The organism is Mycobacterium sp. E802, from assembly GCF_001666875.1.
Taxonomy (GTDB): Bacteria; Actinomycetota; Actinomycetes; order Mycobacteriales; family Mycobacteriaceae; genus Mycobacterium.
The window spans coordinates 1-16,154 of sequence record NZ_LZJD01000053.1; the positions used below are offsets into that span (position 1 = coordinate 1).

Here is a 16,154-nt window from a genome sequence, read left to right on the forward strand (position 1 = left end):
TCTGCTGCTCCTGTCGGCATTGACCCTGATCGGCGTCACCGGCCACTTCATCGCGTACACCTTCATCGTGGTGATCATCCGCGACGTGGTCGGCATCCACGGCCCGCATCTGGCCTGGCTCTTGGCCGGTTTCGGCATCGCCGGTCTGGTCGCCATGGCGGCCATGGCGCGCCCTCTGGACCTGTGGCCCAAGGTGTCGGTGCTCGGCTGCCTGGCCGCATTGGCCGCCGCGCTCGTGACGCTGTCGGCGTTGGGGATGGGACATGTGTACGGCGCCGCCGCGGCGAGCCTGGGCGCGGTCGCGATGATCGTCTGGGGCGCCGCATCGACCGCGTTGCCACCGATGCTGCAGGCCTCGGCGATGCGTACGTCGCCGCACGATCCCGACGGTGCCTCCGGCCGGTACGTCGCGGCCTTCCAGGTGGGCATCATGGGCGGTGCGCTGATCGGCGGCGGTATCTACGACCACGGCGGCGCGACGGCGACCGTCGGGGCCGCCGCGGCGCTGATCCTCGTCGCGATGTGCGGTGTCGCGTTGTCTCGGGGCGTGTTCGTGGTTTCCTACGCCACCAGCGAGAAGTAACACAAGATCATCCGGGAGCGATGAAACTCGCAGTTCAGCGCCGCGGGCTCGGTAGCTGCCGGAGAACGACGCCTTCTCGCGGCAGTAGCTGGTCATTGCGCTGTGAGACACTGGGACGAGTAGTGCTGTCTGGAGGTTACTCATGCCGAAACCGGCAAAACGTCGACTGATCACCGCTTTCCTGGCCGCTGGGCTGGTCGGCGGGTTGGTGCTCAGCCCATCCGCCTACGCGGACCCTGAGGTGCCGCCGGCACCCGTCGACCCCGCTGTTCCGGGTCCCCCGCCGGGCGCGTACATCCCCCCGCTGCCGACCGACCCGATGGCCCCGTCGAGCACGTCCACCGGCCCGTCGGTGATCAACAACTACGGCGCCCCGGCGGTCCCGATCGAAGGCACCCCGGCCGGCCAGAGCACCGTCCCCTTCGAGGGTGAGCCGCCGTTCCTGCCGCCGTCGTTCAACCCGGTCAACGGGTCGATGGTCGGCGTGGCCAAGCCCATCTACATCAACTTCCAGCGGCCGATCGCCGACCGGCAGATGGCCCAGGACGCCATCCGGATCAGCTCGAACCCGCCCGTGCCGGGTCGCTTCTACTGGGTCACCGACACCCAGCTGCGGTGGCGTCCGCAGGACTTCTGGCCGGCCAACACCGTGGTGAACATCGACGCGGCCGGCACCAAGTCGAGCTTCCGGGTGGGCGACTACCTGGTGGCCACCATCGACGACAAGTCCAAGCAGATGGAAGTCATGCGCAACGGGAAGCTGGAGAAGACGTTCCCGGTGTCGATGGGCAAGCCCGACGGCAAGCACGAGACCAAGAACGGCACGTACTACGTGCTGGAGAAGTTCCCGGACATCATCATGGACTCGTCCACCTACGGCGTGCCGGTCGATTCCGCCGAGGGCTACAAGCTCAAGGTGCAGGATGCCGTCCGCATCGACAACAGCGGTGTGTTCGTCCACAGTGCGCCGTGGTCCACCGGTGACCAGGGCCGCCGCAACGTCAGCCATGGCTGCATCAACCTCAGCCCCGCCAACGCCCAGTGGTTCTACGACAACTTCGGCAGCGGCGACCCGGTGGTGATCAAGAACACCGGTGGTGGTTGGTACAACACGCCAGATGGCGCCTCTGACTGGCAGATGTTCTAGCAGAACGCCGATATGACAAAACCCCTGCCGATGGGCAGGGGTTTTGTCATATGTGTGGTCAGTTCCAGATGCGCACGCGCTCGGCCGGTTCCAGATACAGCTCGTCGGAGTCGGTCACGTCGAACGCCTCGTAGAACGAGTCGATATTGCGGATGACGCCGTTGCAGCGGAACTCCGGCGGGGAGTGCGGATCGACCGCCAACCGCCGGATCGCCTCGGCGTCACGGGATTTGGTGCGCCACACCTGCGCCCAGCCGAAATAGACGCGCTGCACTCCGGTGAGCCCGTCGATCACCGGGGCTTCCTGGCCCTTCAGCGACAGCTGATAGGCCAGCAGGGCGATGGACAGCCCACCCAGATCGCCGATGTTCTCGCCGACCGTGAACGCGCCGTTCACGTGATGGGAGGCGTCCAGCCCGCGCGGGGTGAAGGTCTCGTACTGGTCGATCAAAGCCTTTGTGCGAACCCCGAATTCAGCGCGATCGGCATCGGTCCACCAGTCCACCAGGTTGCCGTCACCGTCGTACTTGGCGCCCTGATCGTCGAAGCCGTGGCCGATCTCGTGGCCGATCACTGCGCCGATCCCGCCGTAGTTGGCCGCGTCGTCGGCCTGGGCGTCGAAGAACGGCGGCTGCAAAATGGCTGCGGGGAAGACGATTTCGTTCATCCCGGGGTTGTAGTAGGCGTTGACCGTCTGTGGTGTCATGAACCATTCGTCGCGGTCCACCGGGCCGCCCAGCTTGGCCAGTTCCCGATCGGAGTTCACCACGTGACCGCGGCGGTAGTTGCCGTACAGGTCGTCGCGGGCAACCTCGAGCGCCGAATAGTCCTTCCAGCGGGCCGGGTAACCGATCTTGGGGGTGAACTTGTCCAGCTTCACGAGGGCCTTGGCCCGGGTCTCCGGCGTCATCCAGTCCAGCTCGTTGATGCTGACGCGGTAGGCCTCGCGCAGGTTGGCCACCAGTTCGTCCATCCGGGCCTTGGCCTCCGGCGGGAAATGCCGCTGCACGTACAGCTTGCCCAGGGAATCGCCCATCAGGCCCTCGACCAGCGACACCCCGCGCTTCCACCGGTCACGGTTCTGCTCGGTGCCGCTCAGGGTGCGGCCGTAGAAGTCGAAGTTCTCGGCCACCAGGTCGTCGGTCAACAGCCCGGCCCGCGAGTGGATGACACGCCAGCGGGCCCAGGCCTTCCAATCCTGCAGATCCTCGCTCGACCACAGCGCGGCGAACGCCGTCACGTAATCGGGCTGGCGCAGCACCAGCTCGGCGACCTTCTCCGGGCTGGTGCCCAGGGCGTTCACCCAGCCGGTCCAGTCGAATCCGGGGGCGTCGGCGGCCAGGTCGGCGAACCGGCGCAGGTTGTAGGTCAGGTCCGCGTCGCGGCGCTTGACCACGTCCCAGTGCGCGGCGGCGAGCTTGGACTCCAGTGCGACGATTCGCGCCGCGACCTCGTTCTGGTCGGCTGTGTCGCCGTAGACAAGTGAGAACATCCTGGCGATGTGTCCTGGATAGGCGGCCAGGATCTCGGCGTGCTGCTCGTCGCGGTAGTAGGACTCGTCGGGCAGCCCGAGACCGCCCTGGCTCATGTGCAGCAGGTAGCGGGTCGAGTCCTTGGAATCGGTGTCGACGTAGACCCCGGCCCCTCCCGACACTCCGGTGCGCTCCAGACCGCCCAGCACCGCGGCCAGCGCATCGCTGTCGGTCGCGGCGTCGATCTGGGCCAGCTCCTCGAGCAGCGGGGCCAGGCCGCGGGCGGCGATGGTCTGCTCGTCCATGAAGCTGGCGTACAGATCACCGATGCGCTGCTCGTCGGTGCCCGGCTCGGCACCCGAGGCGGCGGCCTCGGTGATGATGTCGCGGATCTGCTCCTCGGCACGGTCGTGCAGCAGCCGGAACGCGCCGTCGGTGGCGCGGTCGGCGGGAATGTCGTAGTCGGTCAACCAGCGGCCGTTGACGTGGCCGAACAGATCGTCTTGCGGGCGGGCTTGCGGGTCGACATGGCTCAGGTCGATACCCGACTTGATGGCTTCTACCGTCACCGGAGACATTCTTCCAGAAGGCCGCGGGTGCGCTGGGCCGGTTTTGCGGCCGGTACCCTCACGGCCATGCCCGAGGCGCCCAGCAAGGACAGCAAGGACAGCAAGGACCGGCCTGACTCCGGCGGTGTCATCACCGGTTTCGGCTTCGCCTCGGCGGTCGCCGGTCTGATTGCCGTCGTCGCGGTGGTTCTCGGTGTGATGGTGTGGTCCGGGCATCGCAGCGAGACCGGCGAACGCGCGTACCAGACCCGGGTGCTGCGCACCGCTGTCGACTGGACGAACGTCTTGATCAACATCAACAAAGACACGGTCGAGGCCGGTATGCAGAAGCTGCGGGAGGGCACCGTCGGCCAGCTCAACGCCGACTTCGACGCCGCCGTGCAGCCCTACCGTGACCTGGTTCAGCGTCTGCAGGCCCGCACCACCGGCCAGATCGACTCCGTGGCCATCGAATCGCTGTACCACGCACCGCCGGGACCCGACGGCCGTCCGGCTGCGCCACCCGAAGCCGGGTTGGCCGGCATGGTGTCGCGCACCGACACCGTTCTGGTGGTGGCCACGTCGGTGAGCGAGAACGCCGGCACCGACAAACCTCAGACGGTGCGCTGGAACCTGCGACTCGACATCTCCGACGTCGACGGCACCCTGATGGTCTCCCGGCTGGAGCCGATCCGATGAGGAACCGGTTGCGGGTGCTGGCCTTCGACGTCGCCGCCCCGGTGGCCGCCATCGTGGCCCTGGTGTATCTCGGTGTGGCGCTGGGCTGGCCGCTGTGGTGGGTGTCGTTGTGCTCGGTGCTGTGCCTGCTGATCGTGCAGGGCGTCATCGTCAACATCGTGCTGGCGCGTCGCGACGGGGTGACGCTCGGCACCGACGACGACGCCCCGGGCCTGCGGTTCGCGGTGGCCGGAGTGGCCGCCGCCGCACTGGTGGCCGCGGTGACGGTCGGTTACCTGCGCTGGACCGTGCCCGACCGCACCTTCAACAACGACCGGGGCGAGGTGGTCCGCATCGCCAGCAGTGTCTCGGAGGCCACCGCCACCTTCAGCCCGCAGAGCCCGACGGCGTCGATCGACCGGGCCACCGCCATGATGTCACCGGACCGGGCCGATCAGTTCAAGAACGAATTCTCCACGGTGGCAAAGGAATTGACCAGCAAGAATGTGTCGGCCACGGCCGCCACCATCTCGGCCGGGGTGGAGGCGCTTGGCCCACAGGTGGCCAGCGTGGCCGTGGTCATGCGTGGCACTCAGAGCGCGCCGGGCAAACCCACCGACAACGCGGTACTGGCGTTGCGGGTCGCCTTGAGCAAGGTCGACGGCCGTTGGCTCGTCGACAACGTGACCCCGCTGCACTCCCGCTGAGTGCGCCGGAAAGCTACTTCGCGGAACGCTGGGCGGCCAGCTTGGCGAACCGGTCGGAGAGCCGCTGCATGCGCAACAGCAGCGACGCCGGTGGGCTGACGGTGCCCTCCAGATAGTCGGCGAAGGACTCGTTGGACAACCCGGCGCGCGAGGCGAATTCGGGTGCCTGCAGTTCGGAGCGGCGCAGCATGGCCTGGATCTGACGCGCCACCTCGGCCCGTTCGGTGGCCTCGAGGTGCTCACGGGTGCGCACCAGCACCTCCGACAGCGCCTTGGACACCCCGTACGGGCGGGCGGTCTGGAGCACCTCTTCAACCTGACGTGCCGTCCGGCCGTACGGATCCCGCTTGATCGCGGCGACGATGCGCTGCCAGACCGCCATGTCGTCGGTCTCCAGCGCGGCGCGGATCGCCGCGGTCGGCCAGTACTCGACCGGTCGCTCGTCGAATGCGGGTTGCCGCTGCGGCGGCGTGGCCTGGCCCTGCCGCGGCTGTCGCGACGGGGACGGCTGCTGCTGCGAGCGCTGTACCTGTGTGCGTGGCGTCTGCGTTCCCTGCCCCTGTGTGCGTTGTCTGTTCGTGCTCTGTGCGGGAGCGCTCGACGCCGGAGTGCTCTGACCCGGCGTGCGTTGCTCCTGACTCCGTTGTACCTGGGCGGGCTGATTCTGGGGGCGTTGTGCCGAAGTACGTGGTGCGGAGTTTCGCTGGGCCGACGGGCGCGGCGTGGACGTGCGCGGGGTGGACGCGCGTTGGGCCGGCGTGCGTTGGGCTTGAGGCCCCTGACCGCGCTGACCCGCAGGACGCCGCACGGATGACTGACCCGGCTGAACCTCGTCGCGACGGTTGATCCGCGCATCCCGCTGTTCCCGGACATCGGGGGCCAACGTCACTTCGCCTCCTCCAGCATCGCTACCGCAACCGACAGGCAGCGCTGCCTGACTTTCTCCCACTCGGCAGCCGCATCCGGATCCGACAGCACGAAGTCGTGTTCGTCCGATGGTTGGGGGTCGGCCAGCCGGCGCACCAGCTGGGTGGCCACCCATCTGCTCTTCGGGTTCTGCCCACAGTAATACCGGTCCATGCCCGACAACACCAGAGCTGCGGTCTCGGTTTCTACCGACTCGACAAGATCAGCAAACTCTTCGAAGTCTTTGGTGCTGTTGCGGCACATGATGAGATAGCTCTTCAGCCGCAGGGTTTCGGCGCCGGTCGGGATCTGCAGCCGGTCACCGGTCGGCAGCTGGACGTTGGTGGTCTCCACCGGGCTGAGCCGTTCCACGGGTGCGCGGTCGGCGTCGGCCTCGGTCTGCAGAGCATCCACGGCTACCGAAAGCCGGCCCCGCCACATGGTCACCGGATGCACCCCGGGGCACCGCTTCGGGCCGCCGGGGCGGCGGGCCGCCAACCGGGAGGAGGGTTTGCTGCACCCACTGAACGCCAGCGGGTCGGTGACGGTGATGGTCTGGGGCGCAAGGTGTTTCATCTTCGCGGCAGTCCGCACCATCATGCGCAGATCGGCTCCGCTCGGCCCCAGCGCCGAGATGTCGTCGGGGATGATCACCAGATCGGTCACCTCGACCTTGGGCAACGGCTTCTCGAAATCCACCTCGGGCAACAACCGGTCCAGCCAGTGCGGCAGCCACCAGTTCCACTCGTCGAACATCGCCATCAGGGCGGGCACCAGGACCAGTCGCACCACGGTCGCGTCGACGGCGATCGCCACCGCGCAGGCCACCCCGAGTTGCGCCACCAACGGCATGCCGGCAAATGCGAAGCCGATGAACACCGCGATCATGATCAGCGCGGCGCTGGTGATGGTCCGCGCGCTGGTGCTGACCCCGTAGGCAACCGCATCGCGGGTGTTGTTGGTCTGCAGGAACCGCTCCCGAATCCGGGTGAGCAGAAAGATCTCGTAGTCCATCGACAGACCGAAGGTCATCGCCAGGACCAACGGCGGGATCGTGCTGTCGAGTGAGCTGAGCTTCTGGAATCCGAGCCCCTCGAACCAACCCCACTGGAAGACCACCACCAGGCTGCCGTAGGCCGCGGCCACCGACAGCACGGTCATCAGCACACCCTTGAGGGCCAGCACCACCGAGCGGATCGACACCAGCAGCATGACGAACGCGATCAACGCCACGAACACGAACACCAGCGGCTGGGTCGCCGAGACCCGGTCGTCGAAGTCCTTGATCAGCGCGGTCGGACCGCCCACGTCGATCCGCGCGTCGGGCCCGGCAGCCGCGGGCAGCTTCTCGCGCATCCAGTCGATGGCGTCGCGGGCCGCCAGATCCTCCGGGTCTACCGACAGCACCGCCGACAGCAGCGCGGCGGTGTTGTTGTCGGAGAACGACGGCGGCTGCACCGACACCACATGCGGCGCCTTCGTCATCTCCTGGCGCACCGCGTCGAGCGTGGCGCTGCCTGCGGCATCCGAAGCGGTGCCCTCCGGGAACGTCACCAGCACTCGTACCGGGCCCAGCGCGCCCGGCCCCAGGGCCTCGGCGGCAGCATTCACGCCGCCGCGGATCTCGTGGGTGGGCTCGAACTGGCGCTGCATGCTGTTACCCAGCACCATGCCGAACGCCGGCGCGGCCAGGATCAGCAGCAGCGTCGTCGCGCCGAGGGCCGAGGCCCACGGGCGACGCATCACCGCGCCCGTCCACCTGGTCCAGAACCGTGACTGGCTGGCCTCGGCGCGCCGCGACCAGTGCAGGTACGACGAGCGTTTCGCCGCGGCCTTGCCGAAGGTGGCCAGCACCGCCGGGGTCAGCGTGGTCGACGTCAACACCGCGACCGCGACGGCCAGGATCGCGCCGGTGGCCATCGACACCAGCACCGGGGTGTTGATGAGGTAGATGCCGGTGACCGAGGCGATCACGGTGAGGCCCGACAGGGCCACCGCCAGACCGGACGTGGCCATCGCCGCGTCGACGGCATCGGCCGGGTCACGGCCGGCGCGCAGCTCCTCGCGGTACCGCATCAGGATGAACAACGAGTAGTCGATGGCCAGGGCGATGCCGAACATCGACACCGTCGAGGTGACGAACACGCTCATCTGCGTGTACATCGACAACAGATAGACCAGCCCCATGGTCACCACGACCGTGCAGACGCCGAGCACCAGCGGCAGCGCCGCGGCGGCCAGCGAGCCGAACACCGCCAGCAGCACGATCAGCACGATCGGCAGGTTCCACTTCTCGGCCGCGGCGATGTCGTGTTTGGTGGCCTGGGTGGCCGCCGCACCGAGCGCGCCCTGCCCGATGACGTAGAACTTGACCTTGCCGTCCTCGCTCTCGCCCGGCTCCTCGCCGTGGATCCCGACCTTCTGGCGCAGTTGCTTGGCGACGTCCACCGCGCCGGTGTTGTTGAAGTCCAACTGCAGCGTGACGACGTAGGGCCGGTCCGGCTGCGGCGCCGGCTGCTGCGGGTTCGGCACGATCTTGACGCTGGGTACCTCGCCGGCGACCTTCTCCAGCCACTTCACTGCGGCGTTCATGTCCTCGAACGAGGCGTCGGCCCGGGGGGAGGCGATCAGGGCAAGCGGCGAGGCGCCCTGGTCGGGGAAATGTTCCTCGAGTTGCCGCTGGACGTGGAGCGACTGCGAACCCTCGACGTCGAAACCGCCGCCGGTGAGGTTCGACGACTGGTTGATCGCGAGGTAGATCGAGGGCACCAGGAGCAGCAACCACGTCGCGAAAACCGCCCAGCGGAATCTGCGCAGACTGCTGCTCAAGCGCATCATGAACTGCTGGATTCGAGGTCCCCGCTTTCTCGGTTAGGCCTGGTCGGGCGTGTCCTGGCCAGCGTCAGCGTGAGCGTACCCCCACCGGGGTAATGTGGCCCGCCCTCTTCGCGTTCTGAAATCGCACTGAGATATCCGTAGCGTTACCTGTGCGCGGCTAACGTACGCGCGCCGTCCGGCGACATAGCTGAGGACGACCCTGGCTGACGTGTGCGCCGGGGCCAACGCTTAAGGAGTCTCCATGAAACCGACCAACGGTGGCTTGCGCCGCAGTCTGGCCGTCGCCCTCGCGGTGACCGGAGGAGGCGGTGCCATGGTGGCCGCGCTGCTGGTGCCGTCCGCCACTGCGGCCACCGATCCCTGTGCGGCCAGTGAGGTCGCCCGCACCGCGGGCAGCGTGGCCACCAACATCGGCAACTATCTGGACAAGCATCCGCAGACGAACCAGGCGTTGACGACCATCAGCCAACAGCAGGGCGGTGCCCAGTCGCTGGCAGCTCTGAAGACTTACTTCGACGCCAACCCCCAGGCCGCCAAGGACATGCAGCAGCTACAGCAACCGCTGGCCAACCTCGGGAGCCGGTGCAAACTGCCGATCAGCCTGCCGCAACTGATGGGTTTGGTGCAGGCCACCCAGCAGGGCGGCGCGGCCACCGGTTTGCCCGCCGGGGTGCCCTCGGCGCAGAACGTCGGGGTGCCGGCCGCGGCGGTGCCGGTGCAGTCTTCGCCGGCATCGGCGGTCACGTCGGGCTCGGGGCCGCTTCCCGGCCCCGCCGCCGCGGCCACTCGCTGAACTGCAGTTTCGCGGTGTGACGCGACAGGATGGGCGCAAGGCAGGAAACTGGTGACGGATTCTGATTAGCTTTTCCCCAGCCGTTAACCGTTTGGGGTTACGGCCTTCCCATCCGATGAAGGAGCTTGACCATGTTGCTCTCGGCCCGTAATGCGCGGCGTGTGGTAGCTGGCGTGGCCGGTGCCGGCGCGGTAGCCGGTGCGATGCTGTTCGGCGCGATTCCGTCGGCCCTGGCCGACGACCCGGCGAACAACCCTCCCAACTGCAGCGCTGCCGATCTGGCCGGCGTGGCTGCCGGGGTGTCCGCATCCACTTCGGCCTACCTGTTCACCCATCCCGATGTGAACTACTTCTTCACCAGCCTGGAAGGTCTCCCGCGCGAGGAGGTCAAGACCAAGGTGCACGACTACCTGGAGGCCAACCCTCAGACCAAGGCCGAGCTGACCGGTATCCGCCAGCCGCTGGTGGATCTCAAGAATCGCTGCGGCGCAGCTCCGGCTCCGTCGATCCCGTAACCGCGTGCGGGTGGATACAACCCCCGCCGGCGGCGAAGAAGCGGTGAGCGAGAGCGTCAACCGCACGGTGTTGATGGTCGACGACGACCCGGATGTACGTACTTCGGTTGCCCGCGGTTTGCGGCATTCGGGGTTCGACGTCCGGGTCGCGGCGTCGGGCAAGGAGGCACTGCGTCTGCTGTCGAACGAGTCGCACGACGCGCTCGTGCTCGACGTGCAGATGCCCGAGCTCGACGGCGTGGCCGTGGTCACGGCGCTCCGCGCCCTGGGCAACGAGATCCCGATCTGTGTGCTGTCGGCGCGCGACACCGTCAACGACCGCATCGCGGGTTTGGAAGCCGGCGCCGACGATTACCTGACGAAACCGTTCGATCTGGGCGAGCTGGTGGCCCGGCTCAATGCCCTGCTGCGCCGGGCCAGTCTGGGCGAACGTCCGTCGGACACCATGACCGTGGGGGCGCTGACGATCGATACCGCCCGCCGGTTGGTGTTCGTCAACGGCGATCGGGTGGATCTGACCAAGCGCGAATTCGATCTGCTGGCCGTGCTGGCCGAGAACGCCGGGGTGGTGCTGTCCCGGCAGCGGCTGCTGGAACTGGTGTGGGGTTACGACTTTGACGTCGACACCAACGTGGCCGACGTGTTCATCTCATATCTGCGGCGCAAGCTCGAGCGTCCCGACGTGCCCCGGGTGATCCACACCGTCCGCGGGATCGGGTACGTGTTGCGGGAAGATGCGTGAGGGCCGCGTGATCGAATCCGTGAGAACCGGGGTCAGGTGCGGCTTTTCAGCGTGATCCGGTCGGCATCGTTGCGCACCAGAGTCGCGGTGGCCTCGGCGCTGGCGGCCGCGGCGGTGGTGGCGGTGTTCACCATGCTGACCTCGGTGGTGCTGGCGAACAACGACTCCGCGCAACTCGACCGTCGGCTCGACTCGATCGTCGACGCCAGCATCAGCCCGCAGAACCTGGCCGATCCGCGGCGCGGGGTGTTGACGACGGGGCGTTCGCGTTCCACCGGGCAGGTGGTGTTCCAGCGGGGCTTCCAACTTCCGTCGCTGCCGCCGGGTACCGAGACCGTCGAGGTCAACGGGGTCGACTACCGGGTACGCACCGTGCCGCTGGAGCAGCAGGGCGGGGTGTTGATGTCCATCGGTATCCGCGCCGACAGTATCTTGTTGAGCCCCAACCGAATTCCGCTGTACACCGGCATCGGGGTGGTCACCGTGCTGGTGGCGGGCATGCTGGGTTGGCTGCTGGCCGGACCGGCCATCCGGCCGCTGCGCAAACTCACCGAGCACACCTCCAAACTGGACAGCGGCACCGAGACGATGCCGCGGGTCCGCGGCGTGCGCGAGGCCGAGGATCTGTCCGAGGCGATGGCGGGCATGCTCACCCGGCTGGCCGCCGCGCAGCGCGCCACCACCAATTCCCTTCAGGCGGCCCAGGATTTCGCCGCCAATGCCGCACATGAACTACGTACGCCGCTCACCGCGATGCGTGCCGACCTGGACACCCTGCGAATCCACAACCTGCCCGAATCCGAGCGCGACGAGGTGGTCGCCGACCTGTCCCGAGCGCAGCGCCGGGTGGAGGCCATCATCACCGCACTGGGCCAACTCGCATCCGGACAATTGGCCCAGGCCGAGGACCGCGAACTGATCGACATCACCGATCTGCTCGACCGGGTGGTCCGGGAGAACACCCGGGTGGGCGGGACGGTGCGGTTCGACGTGCACGTCGAGGACGACGTGGGCCTGGTGCTGGGCTGGCCCGGTGGCCTGCGTATCGCGGTGGACAACCTGGTGCGCAACGCGATCGTCCACGGCGAGGCCACCCGGGTGGTGCTGACCGCGCACCGCAGCGACGGCATGCTGGTCATCATCGTGGACGACGACGGCCGCGGCCTGCCGGCCGAGGAACATCAGACCGTACTGGGCCGATTCCGTCGGGGCAGCACCGCGATGGCGGGTGGCTCCGGGCTCGGACTGGCCCTGGTCGCACAGCAGGCCCAGTTGCACGGCGGCGAGATCAGGTTGTCGGACGGGCCGCTCGGTGGGTTACGCGCGACGCTGACCCTGTCGACGTCCCCGCCCGATGGTCCGGCTCAGGCCGATTGACGACGCCGCAACCCACTGACCACCGCGCGCCAACCGAGCAACAGCACCGCCGTGGTCAGGGAGGCGACCACGATGAAGCTGACGGCCACCCCGGCCGAGGTCAGTTTGCGCAACACCATCCCGACCACCACCGTGCTGATCCACACGATGAGCCCGGTGGGCGCCAATGACGTCGGCTTTTGCCAACCGCGGGAGAGCAACCAGCCCACCACGGTTCCGGTCAGAAACGGCCAGGCGGTCTCGGCGATCCCGGCCACGGTCAGGCCCTCGGCATGGCTGCGTCGTCCGATGGTGCAGAACACCACCACGCAGATCAGGTCGGTCAGCAGCGCCGGCAGGCTAGCCCGTCGCATAGGTCATCACGTCTCCTACCAGTGGGCTGACATCCGACTGGTCGCGCACGGCGAAGCCCGGTTGCCGTGCGGCCGGTTTGCCGTCGAAAAGCGCGTCGGCCGCGCTCAGCGACGTCAGCCGGGAATCCAGCCGGAACGATGTGAAGGTAAATGGTAAGCCATTGGACGCCAACGGATCCGGACCGTCCATCACATGGAAGTGCAGGTGCGGCGCGTCCGAGTTGCCGGAATTGCCCAGGGCGCCGATCACCTGACCGCTGCTGAGGGTGTCGCCGGGCTTGACCTTGAGGCTGTTCGGCTGCAGGTGTGCGTAGAAGGCGTAGTTGCCGTCACCGATGTCCTGCACGATGTGGTTTCCGCCGTACTGCGCCAAGGTGAGCCCTTTCGGCGTGACGCCGGGCACCTGCTCGGGTAAACCGTCGAGCACCGCCACCACCGGGCCGTCGGCCACCGCGTGGATCTCGGCGCCGAAGTAGGGGTAGCTGTCCACCTTGGCCCGGTCGCCGGTGGACAGTCGTCCGTCACCGCCGAGCTGTACATAATCGATCGCGAAACGTTCTGCAGCCCAGACCTTTCCGTTGATCGGGTTGAGGGCCATCCGGTGTGGCGTCATGTCACAGCACCCGTTGGCGTTCACCCAGTTGTCCCCGCTCAGCGGCGGGGAGATCGACACCGGCTTGCGGGTCTGCACCGCCACCGGCGCCACCGGCTGGGTCAAGGTCGGCCCGACGAGCGGGGGCATCGGCCGGGCCACGGCGATCTCGATCTCGTGGCTGAGCTCGGTGGGCACCTCCGACGGGTTGTCGGCGACCACGTCGAGCCACACGTAGGCGCTCTGGCCGGGGCCGAGCACGTTGGTGCCGACCGCGGAGTTGCCCACCGCCCTGGTCCAGTACTTGAGGCTGTCACCGGGCAGGGTGAGCAATCTGCGATCGCCCGTCACCGCGCTCAGCGAGTTCAACGTGACGTTGCTCGGTGAGGTGTTGGTCAACATCAACTCGTACGCCAGATGAGTGCGGCCATCGGTGGCGGCCACCGGAACCGGTTCGGCCAGAACCTGTCCCACCACCGGGGTGACCATCGGCGGCGGAGTACTGGTCGTGGTGGACTCCGGCGGCGGAGCCTCTGCCGATGAACACCCGGCCAGGGTCAGAGCCAGCACTGCCAACGGGTACCGGATCCGCATGGAATCTCCTAGGGCTCGGGGTGGGGGTTCGGGGAGCTCGTCGGGTCGGTCTCGGTGTCGGTCTCGGTGTCGGGATCGATGTCCTTCTCGGTGCGGAACATGAAGAAGAACACCACCCAGCCGATCGCGGAGATGAAGATCCAGCTGACCAGCCGGTAGATGAGCATGGCCGAGATGGCCGCGGCCAGAGTCATTCCGGAGGACACCAACCCCGGCACCAGCACGGCTTCCACCACCAGTAGGCCGCCGGGCATCAACGGGATCGACCCCACCGCGCGGGCGGCGGCATAGGCGACGGTGACGCCGGCCAATGACGGATGGCCGCCGGCGGCGTAGCAGGCGAACGCCAGGCAGGCCACGTCGGCGACCCAGTTGAACATCGACCAGCTGAACGCCACCGTGAGGTCACGTCGGCCCAGGCTGACCGACTCGAGCTGGCGCAGGATCTCCCGCCACTTCTCCAGCCCGGTGTCAGCGGGCTTGCCGCGCAACGAGTTCGCCCACGACAACACCTTGGCCCCGATGCCGTCGATCAGTTCCGGTCTCGTGGCCACCGCCTGGGCCAGGAGGATGATCGCCAGGAAGGCGCCGAGCGAAAAGATCAGTGACAGCGGGTTTTTGGTGGCGCCGAGCATCAGGGCGCCGCCCAGGCCCAGCAGCGCCAGGCCGACGACCTGCAGCACGCCCGACATCACCAGCTGCCAGGAGGCCACCAATGGCGAGGCGCCCCAGATACGTTGCTGGCGGTAGACGAACGTCGCCGAGAGCACCGGCCCACCGGGCATCGTGGTCGACAGTGCGTTGCCCGCGTAGAACGCCGCCTCCGAACGCCACTGTCTGACGGGCACGCCCGCAGAGCGCAGCAGGGTCCGCTGGATCTGGGCGAAGCTGTGCATCGAGGCCATCGCCGCGCCGACCGCCGCCAGCACCCACCAGGCGTTGGCCGTCAACAGGCTGCGCCACGCCTTCGCCAGCTGGTCCCAGACCAACGTCACCTCGACGGCGAGCACCGTGACGGCGAGGGCGATGACCACCCATCGCACCCACCAGTACCTGCCGCGCGTAGAGCCGGCCCGGGCCCGGGCAGTATCGGCCGGCGCGTCCTGTGACACGCTCTACAGGGTAACCGTGCAGGTAATCACGACATCGCCGGTTCTGACGGCGCGCCGCATTACGCTACCGACATGTCACCGGATCCCGTTGCTGATGAGGCCGTCACGCCGTTCGTCCGCAAGGTTGCCGCTTGGTCATGGCGCCTGTTGGTCATTCTGGCCGCGATTGTGGCGTTGCTATGGCTGGTCAAGCACCTCGAAGTGATCGTCGTGCCGGTCGCGCTGGCGACCATGGTGGCGGCGTTGCTGCTACCCGCGGTGGATTTCATGGACCGTCGCGGGGCGCCGCGCGGCGCCGCGGTGGCTCTGGTGTTGCTGGCCAGTTTCGCGGTGGTGGGCGGCATCCTGAGCTTCGTCATCTCCCAATTCATCGAGGGCGCACCGCAACTCGTCGAGCAGGTGACCCGAAGCATCGACGGGGTGCGTAACTGGCTGATCAACGGTCCGCTGCAGTTGAGCAAGGAGCAGATCGACCAGGCCGGCAACACCGCCATCGAGGCGTTGCAGCGCAACCAGGAGAAGCTCACCACTGGAGCGCTGTCCACCGCGGGCACCCTGACCGAACTGCTCACCGGTGCCCTGCTGGTGCTGTTCACCTTGATCTTCCTGCTGCAGGGCGGCCGCAACATCTTCGCCTTCGTCACCAAGGTGTTCCCGAGCCATGTGCGGGAGCGGGTCCGCGACGCCGGCAGGGCCGGTTTCCATTCGCTGGGTGGTTACATGCGGGCCACATTCCTGGTGGCCCTCGTCGATGCGGTCGGTATCGGCACCGGCCTGGCCATCATGGGCATCCCGCTGGCGTTGCCGCTGGCCTCGTTGGTGTTCCTGGGTGCGTTCATCCCGCTGGTCGGTGCGGTGGTCGCCGGATTCCTCGCGGTGGTGGTGGCACTGCTGGCCAAGGGCTTCATCTACGCCCTGATCACCCTCGGTCTGATCATCGCCGTGCAGCAGCTGGAAGGGCACGTGCTGCAACCGCTGGTGATGGGCCGCGCGGTGTCGATCCATCCGCTGGCGGTCGTGCTCGCCATCGCCGCCGGCGGTGTGCTCGCCGGCATCGTGGGCGCGCTGCTCGCGGTGCCCACCGTGGCCTTCATCAACAGCGCCACGCGCATCCTGCTGGCGGAGAACCCCGAAGACGTGGAGGCCCAATTGGAGGAATCCGAGGGCGTCGTCATCGAGGAGTAGCGGTCGACCGCG

General features: G+C 67.7%; 14 protein-coding genes and 1 pseudogene. 9 read left to right on the forward strand and 6 right to left on the reverse strand.

Going from position 1 to position 16,154, the window contains the following annotated elements; genetic code table 11:
• A partial coding sequence (locus A5699_RS29500) for an MFS transporter (RefSeq protein WP_197508227.1) occupies positions 1-583 on the forward strand: 583 nt, incomplete at its 5' end.
• A gap of 142 nt (positions 584-725) precedes the next feature.
• Positions 726-1,730: a L,D-transpeptidase family protein gene (locus A5699_RS07930; RefSeq protein ID WP_067767929.1), complete on the forward strand. Its 1,005-nt coding sequence runs from the start codon at positions 726-728 to the stop codon at positions 1,728-1,730.
• 58 nt (positions 1,731-1,788) lie between these two features.
• On the opposite strand, the gene A5699_RS07935 is transcribed toward A5699_RS07930, so the two are convergent.
• Positions 1,789-3,771, reverse strand: a complete 1,983-nt coding sequence (locus A5699_RS07935) for a M13 family metallopeptidase (RefSeq protein WP_067768085.1) — start codon at positions 3,769-3,771, stop codon at positions 1,789-1,791.
• Between the two features lie 66 nt (positions 3,772-3,837).
• Here A5699_RS07935 and A5699_RS07940 point away from each other — a divergent pair, with 66 nt between their 5' ends.
• Positions 3,838-4,449, forward strand: a complete 612-nt coding sequence (locus tag A5699_RS07940) for a hypothetical protein (RefSeq protein ID WP_067768087.1) — start codon at positions 3,838-3,840, stop codon at positions 4,447-4,449.
• A complete protein-coding gene (locus A5699_RS07945; RefSeq protein ID WP_067767932.1) occupies positions 4,446-5,135 on the forward strand; it encodes a hypothetical protein in 690 nt (229 codons plus the stop codon). The genes A5699_RS07940 and A5699_RS07945 overlap by 4 nt, the downstream gene beginning before the upstream one ends.
• Before the next feature lie 13 nt (positions 5,136-5,148).
• Here the strand turns inward: A5699_RS07945 and A5699_RS07950 are convergent.
• Positions 5,149-5,604 (reverse strand): annotated as a pseudogene (locus A5699_RS07950) (XRE family transcriptional regulator); the annotation flags it as partial.
• Positions 5,605-6,020: 416 nt separating this feature from the next.
• Positions 6,021-8,879, reverse strand: coding sequence for an MMPL family transporter (locus A5699_RS07955; protein ID WP_067767938.1), 2,859 nt, complete (start codon positions 8,877-8,879; stop codon positions 6,021-6,023).
• A gap of 241 nt (positions 8,880-9,120) precedes the next feature.
• Here A5699_RS07955 and A5699_RS07960 point away from each other — a divergent pair, with 241 nt between their 5' ends.
• The 4 genes from A5699_RS07960 to A5699_RS07975 all read left to right on the forward strand — a co-directional run bounded on the left by A5699_RS07960 (position 9,121) and on the right by A5699_RS07975 (position 12,306).
• A complete protein-coding gene (locus tag A5699_RS07960) occupies positions 9,121-9,672 on the forward strand; it encodes a hemophore (protein WP_067767941.1) in 552 nt (183 codons plus the stop codon).
• 131 nt (positions 9,673-9,803) lie between these two features.
• Positions 9,804-10,187 (forward strand): heme-binding protein, encoded by a 384-nt coding sequence (locus tag A5699_RS07965; RefSeq protein ID WP_067767943.1) that lies wholly within the window; start codon positions 9,804-9,806, stop codon positions 10,185-10,187.
• A gap of 73 nt (positions 10,188-10,260) precedes the next feature.
• The gene (locus tag A5699_RS07970) at positions 10,261-10,929 is read left to right on the forward strand and encodes a response regulator transcription factor (RefSeq protein ID WP_197508229.1); all 669 of its coding nucleotides are present in this window, start codon (positions 10,261-10,263) and stop codon (positions 10,927-10,929) included.
• A 132-nt stretch (positions 10,930-11,061) separates the two neighbouring features.
• Positions 11,062-12,306 carry a sensor histidine kinase gene (locus A5699_RS07975; protein WP_369806674.1) on the forward strand — a complete coding sequence of 415 codons (1,245 nt, stop codon included), beginning with the start codon at positions 11,062-11,064 and terminating at the stop codon, positions 12,304-12,306.
• On the opposite strand, the gene A5699_RS07980 is transcribed toward A5699_RS07975, so the two are convergent.
• From A5699_RS07980 to A5699_RS07990, 3 genes are read right to left on the reverse strand one after another with little or no spacing between them, the layout of a single operon-like run.
• The gene (locus tag A5699_RS07980) at positions 12,294-12,659 is read right to left on the reverse strand and encodes a DUF3054 domain-containing protein (protein ID WP_067767953.1); all 366 of its coding nucleotides are present in this window, start codon (positions 12,657-12,659) and stop codon (positions 12,294-12,296) included. The two genes, A5699_RS07975 and A5699_RS07980, sit on opposite strands and share 13 nt — an antisense overlap.
• Positions 12,646-13,845, reverse strand: coding sequence for a M23 family metallopeptidase (locus tag A5699_RS07985; protein WP_067767956.1), 1,200 nt, complete (start codon positions 13,843-13,845; stop codon positions 12,646-12,648). Before A5699_RS07985 ends, A5699_RS07980 begins: the two co-directional genes overlap by 14 nt.
• A gap of 8 nt (positions 13,846-13,853) precedes the next feature.
• A complete protein-coding gene (locus A5699_RS07990; protein ID WP_067767959.1) occupies positions 13,854-14,957 on the reverse strand; it encodes a TIGR00374 family protein in 1,104 nt (367 codons plus the stop codon).
• A gap of 72 nt (positions 14,958-15,029) precedes the next feature.
• Between A5699_RS07990 and A5699_RS07995 the strand changes: the two genes are divergently transcribed.
• The gene (locus tag A5699_RS07995; protein WP_067767962.1) at positions 15,030-16,142 is read left to right on the forward strand and encodes an AI-2E family transporter; all 1,113 of its coding nucleotides are present in this window, start codon (positions 15,030-15,032) and stop codon (positions 16,140-16,142) included.
• The last annotated feature ends 12 nt before the right edge of the window (positions 16,143-16,154 follow it).

What these genes read in the sequence shown, in the direction of transcription:
- A5699_RS07930 (WP_067767929.1), top strand. Translation starts at nt 726, where the DNA reads ATGCCGAAACCGGCAAAACGTCGACTGATCACCGCTTTCCTGGCCGCT.
- A5699_RS07940 (WP_067768087.1), top strand. Translation starts at nt 3,838, where the DNA reads ATGCCCGAGGCGCCCAGCAAGGACAGCAAGGACAGCAAGGACCGGCCT.
- A5699_RS07945 (WP_067767932.1), top strand. Translation starts at nt 4,446, where the DNA reads ATGAGGAACCGGTTGCGGGTGCTGGCCTTCGACGTCGCCGCCCCGGTG.
- A5699_RS07955 (WP_067767938.1), bottom strand. Translation starts at nt 8,879, where the DNA reads ATGATGCGCTTGAGCAGCAGTCTGCGCAGATTCCGCTGGGCGGTTTTC.
- A5699_RS07960 (WP_067767941.1), top strand. Translation starts at nt 9,121, where the DNA reads ATGAAACCGACCAACGGTGGCTTGCGCCGCAGTCTGGCCGTCGCCCTC.
- A5699_RS07965 (WP_067767943.1), top strand. Translation starts at nt 9,804, where the DNA reads ATGTTGCTCTCGGCCCGTAATGCGCGGCGTGTGGTAGCTGGCGTGGCC.
- A5699_RS07970 (WP_197508229.1), top strand. Translation starts at nt 10,261, where the DNA reads ATGGTCGACGACGACCCGGATGTACGTACTTCGGTTGCCCGCGGTTTG.
- A5699_RS07975 (WP_369806674.1), top strand. Translation starts at nt 11,062, where the DNA reads ATGCTGACCTCGGTGGTGCTGGCGAACAACGACTCCGCGCAACTCGAC.
- A5699_RS07980 (WP_067767953.1), bottom strand. Translation starts at nt 12,659, where the DNA reads ATGCGACGGGCTAGCCTGCCGGCGCTGCTGACCGACCTGATCTGCGTG.
- A5699_RS07985 (WP_067767956.1), bottom strand. Translation starts at nt 13,845, where the DNA reads ATGCGGATCCGGTACCCGTTGGCAGTGCTGGCTCTGACCCTGGCCGGG.
- A5699_RS07995 (WP_067767962.1), top strand. Translation starts at nt 15,030, where the DNA reads ATGTCACCGGATCCCGTTGCTGATGAGGCCGTCACGCCGTTCGTCCGC.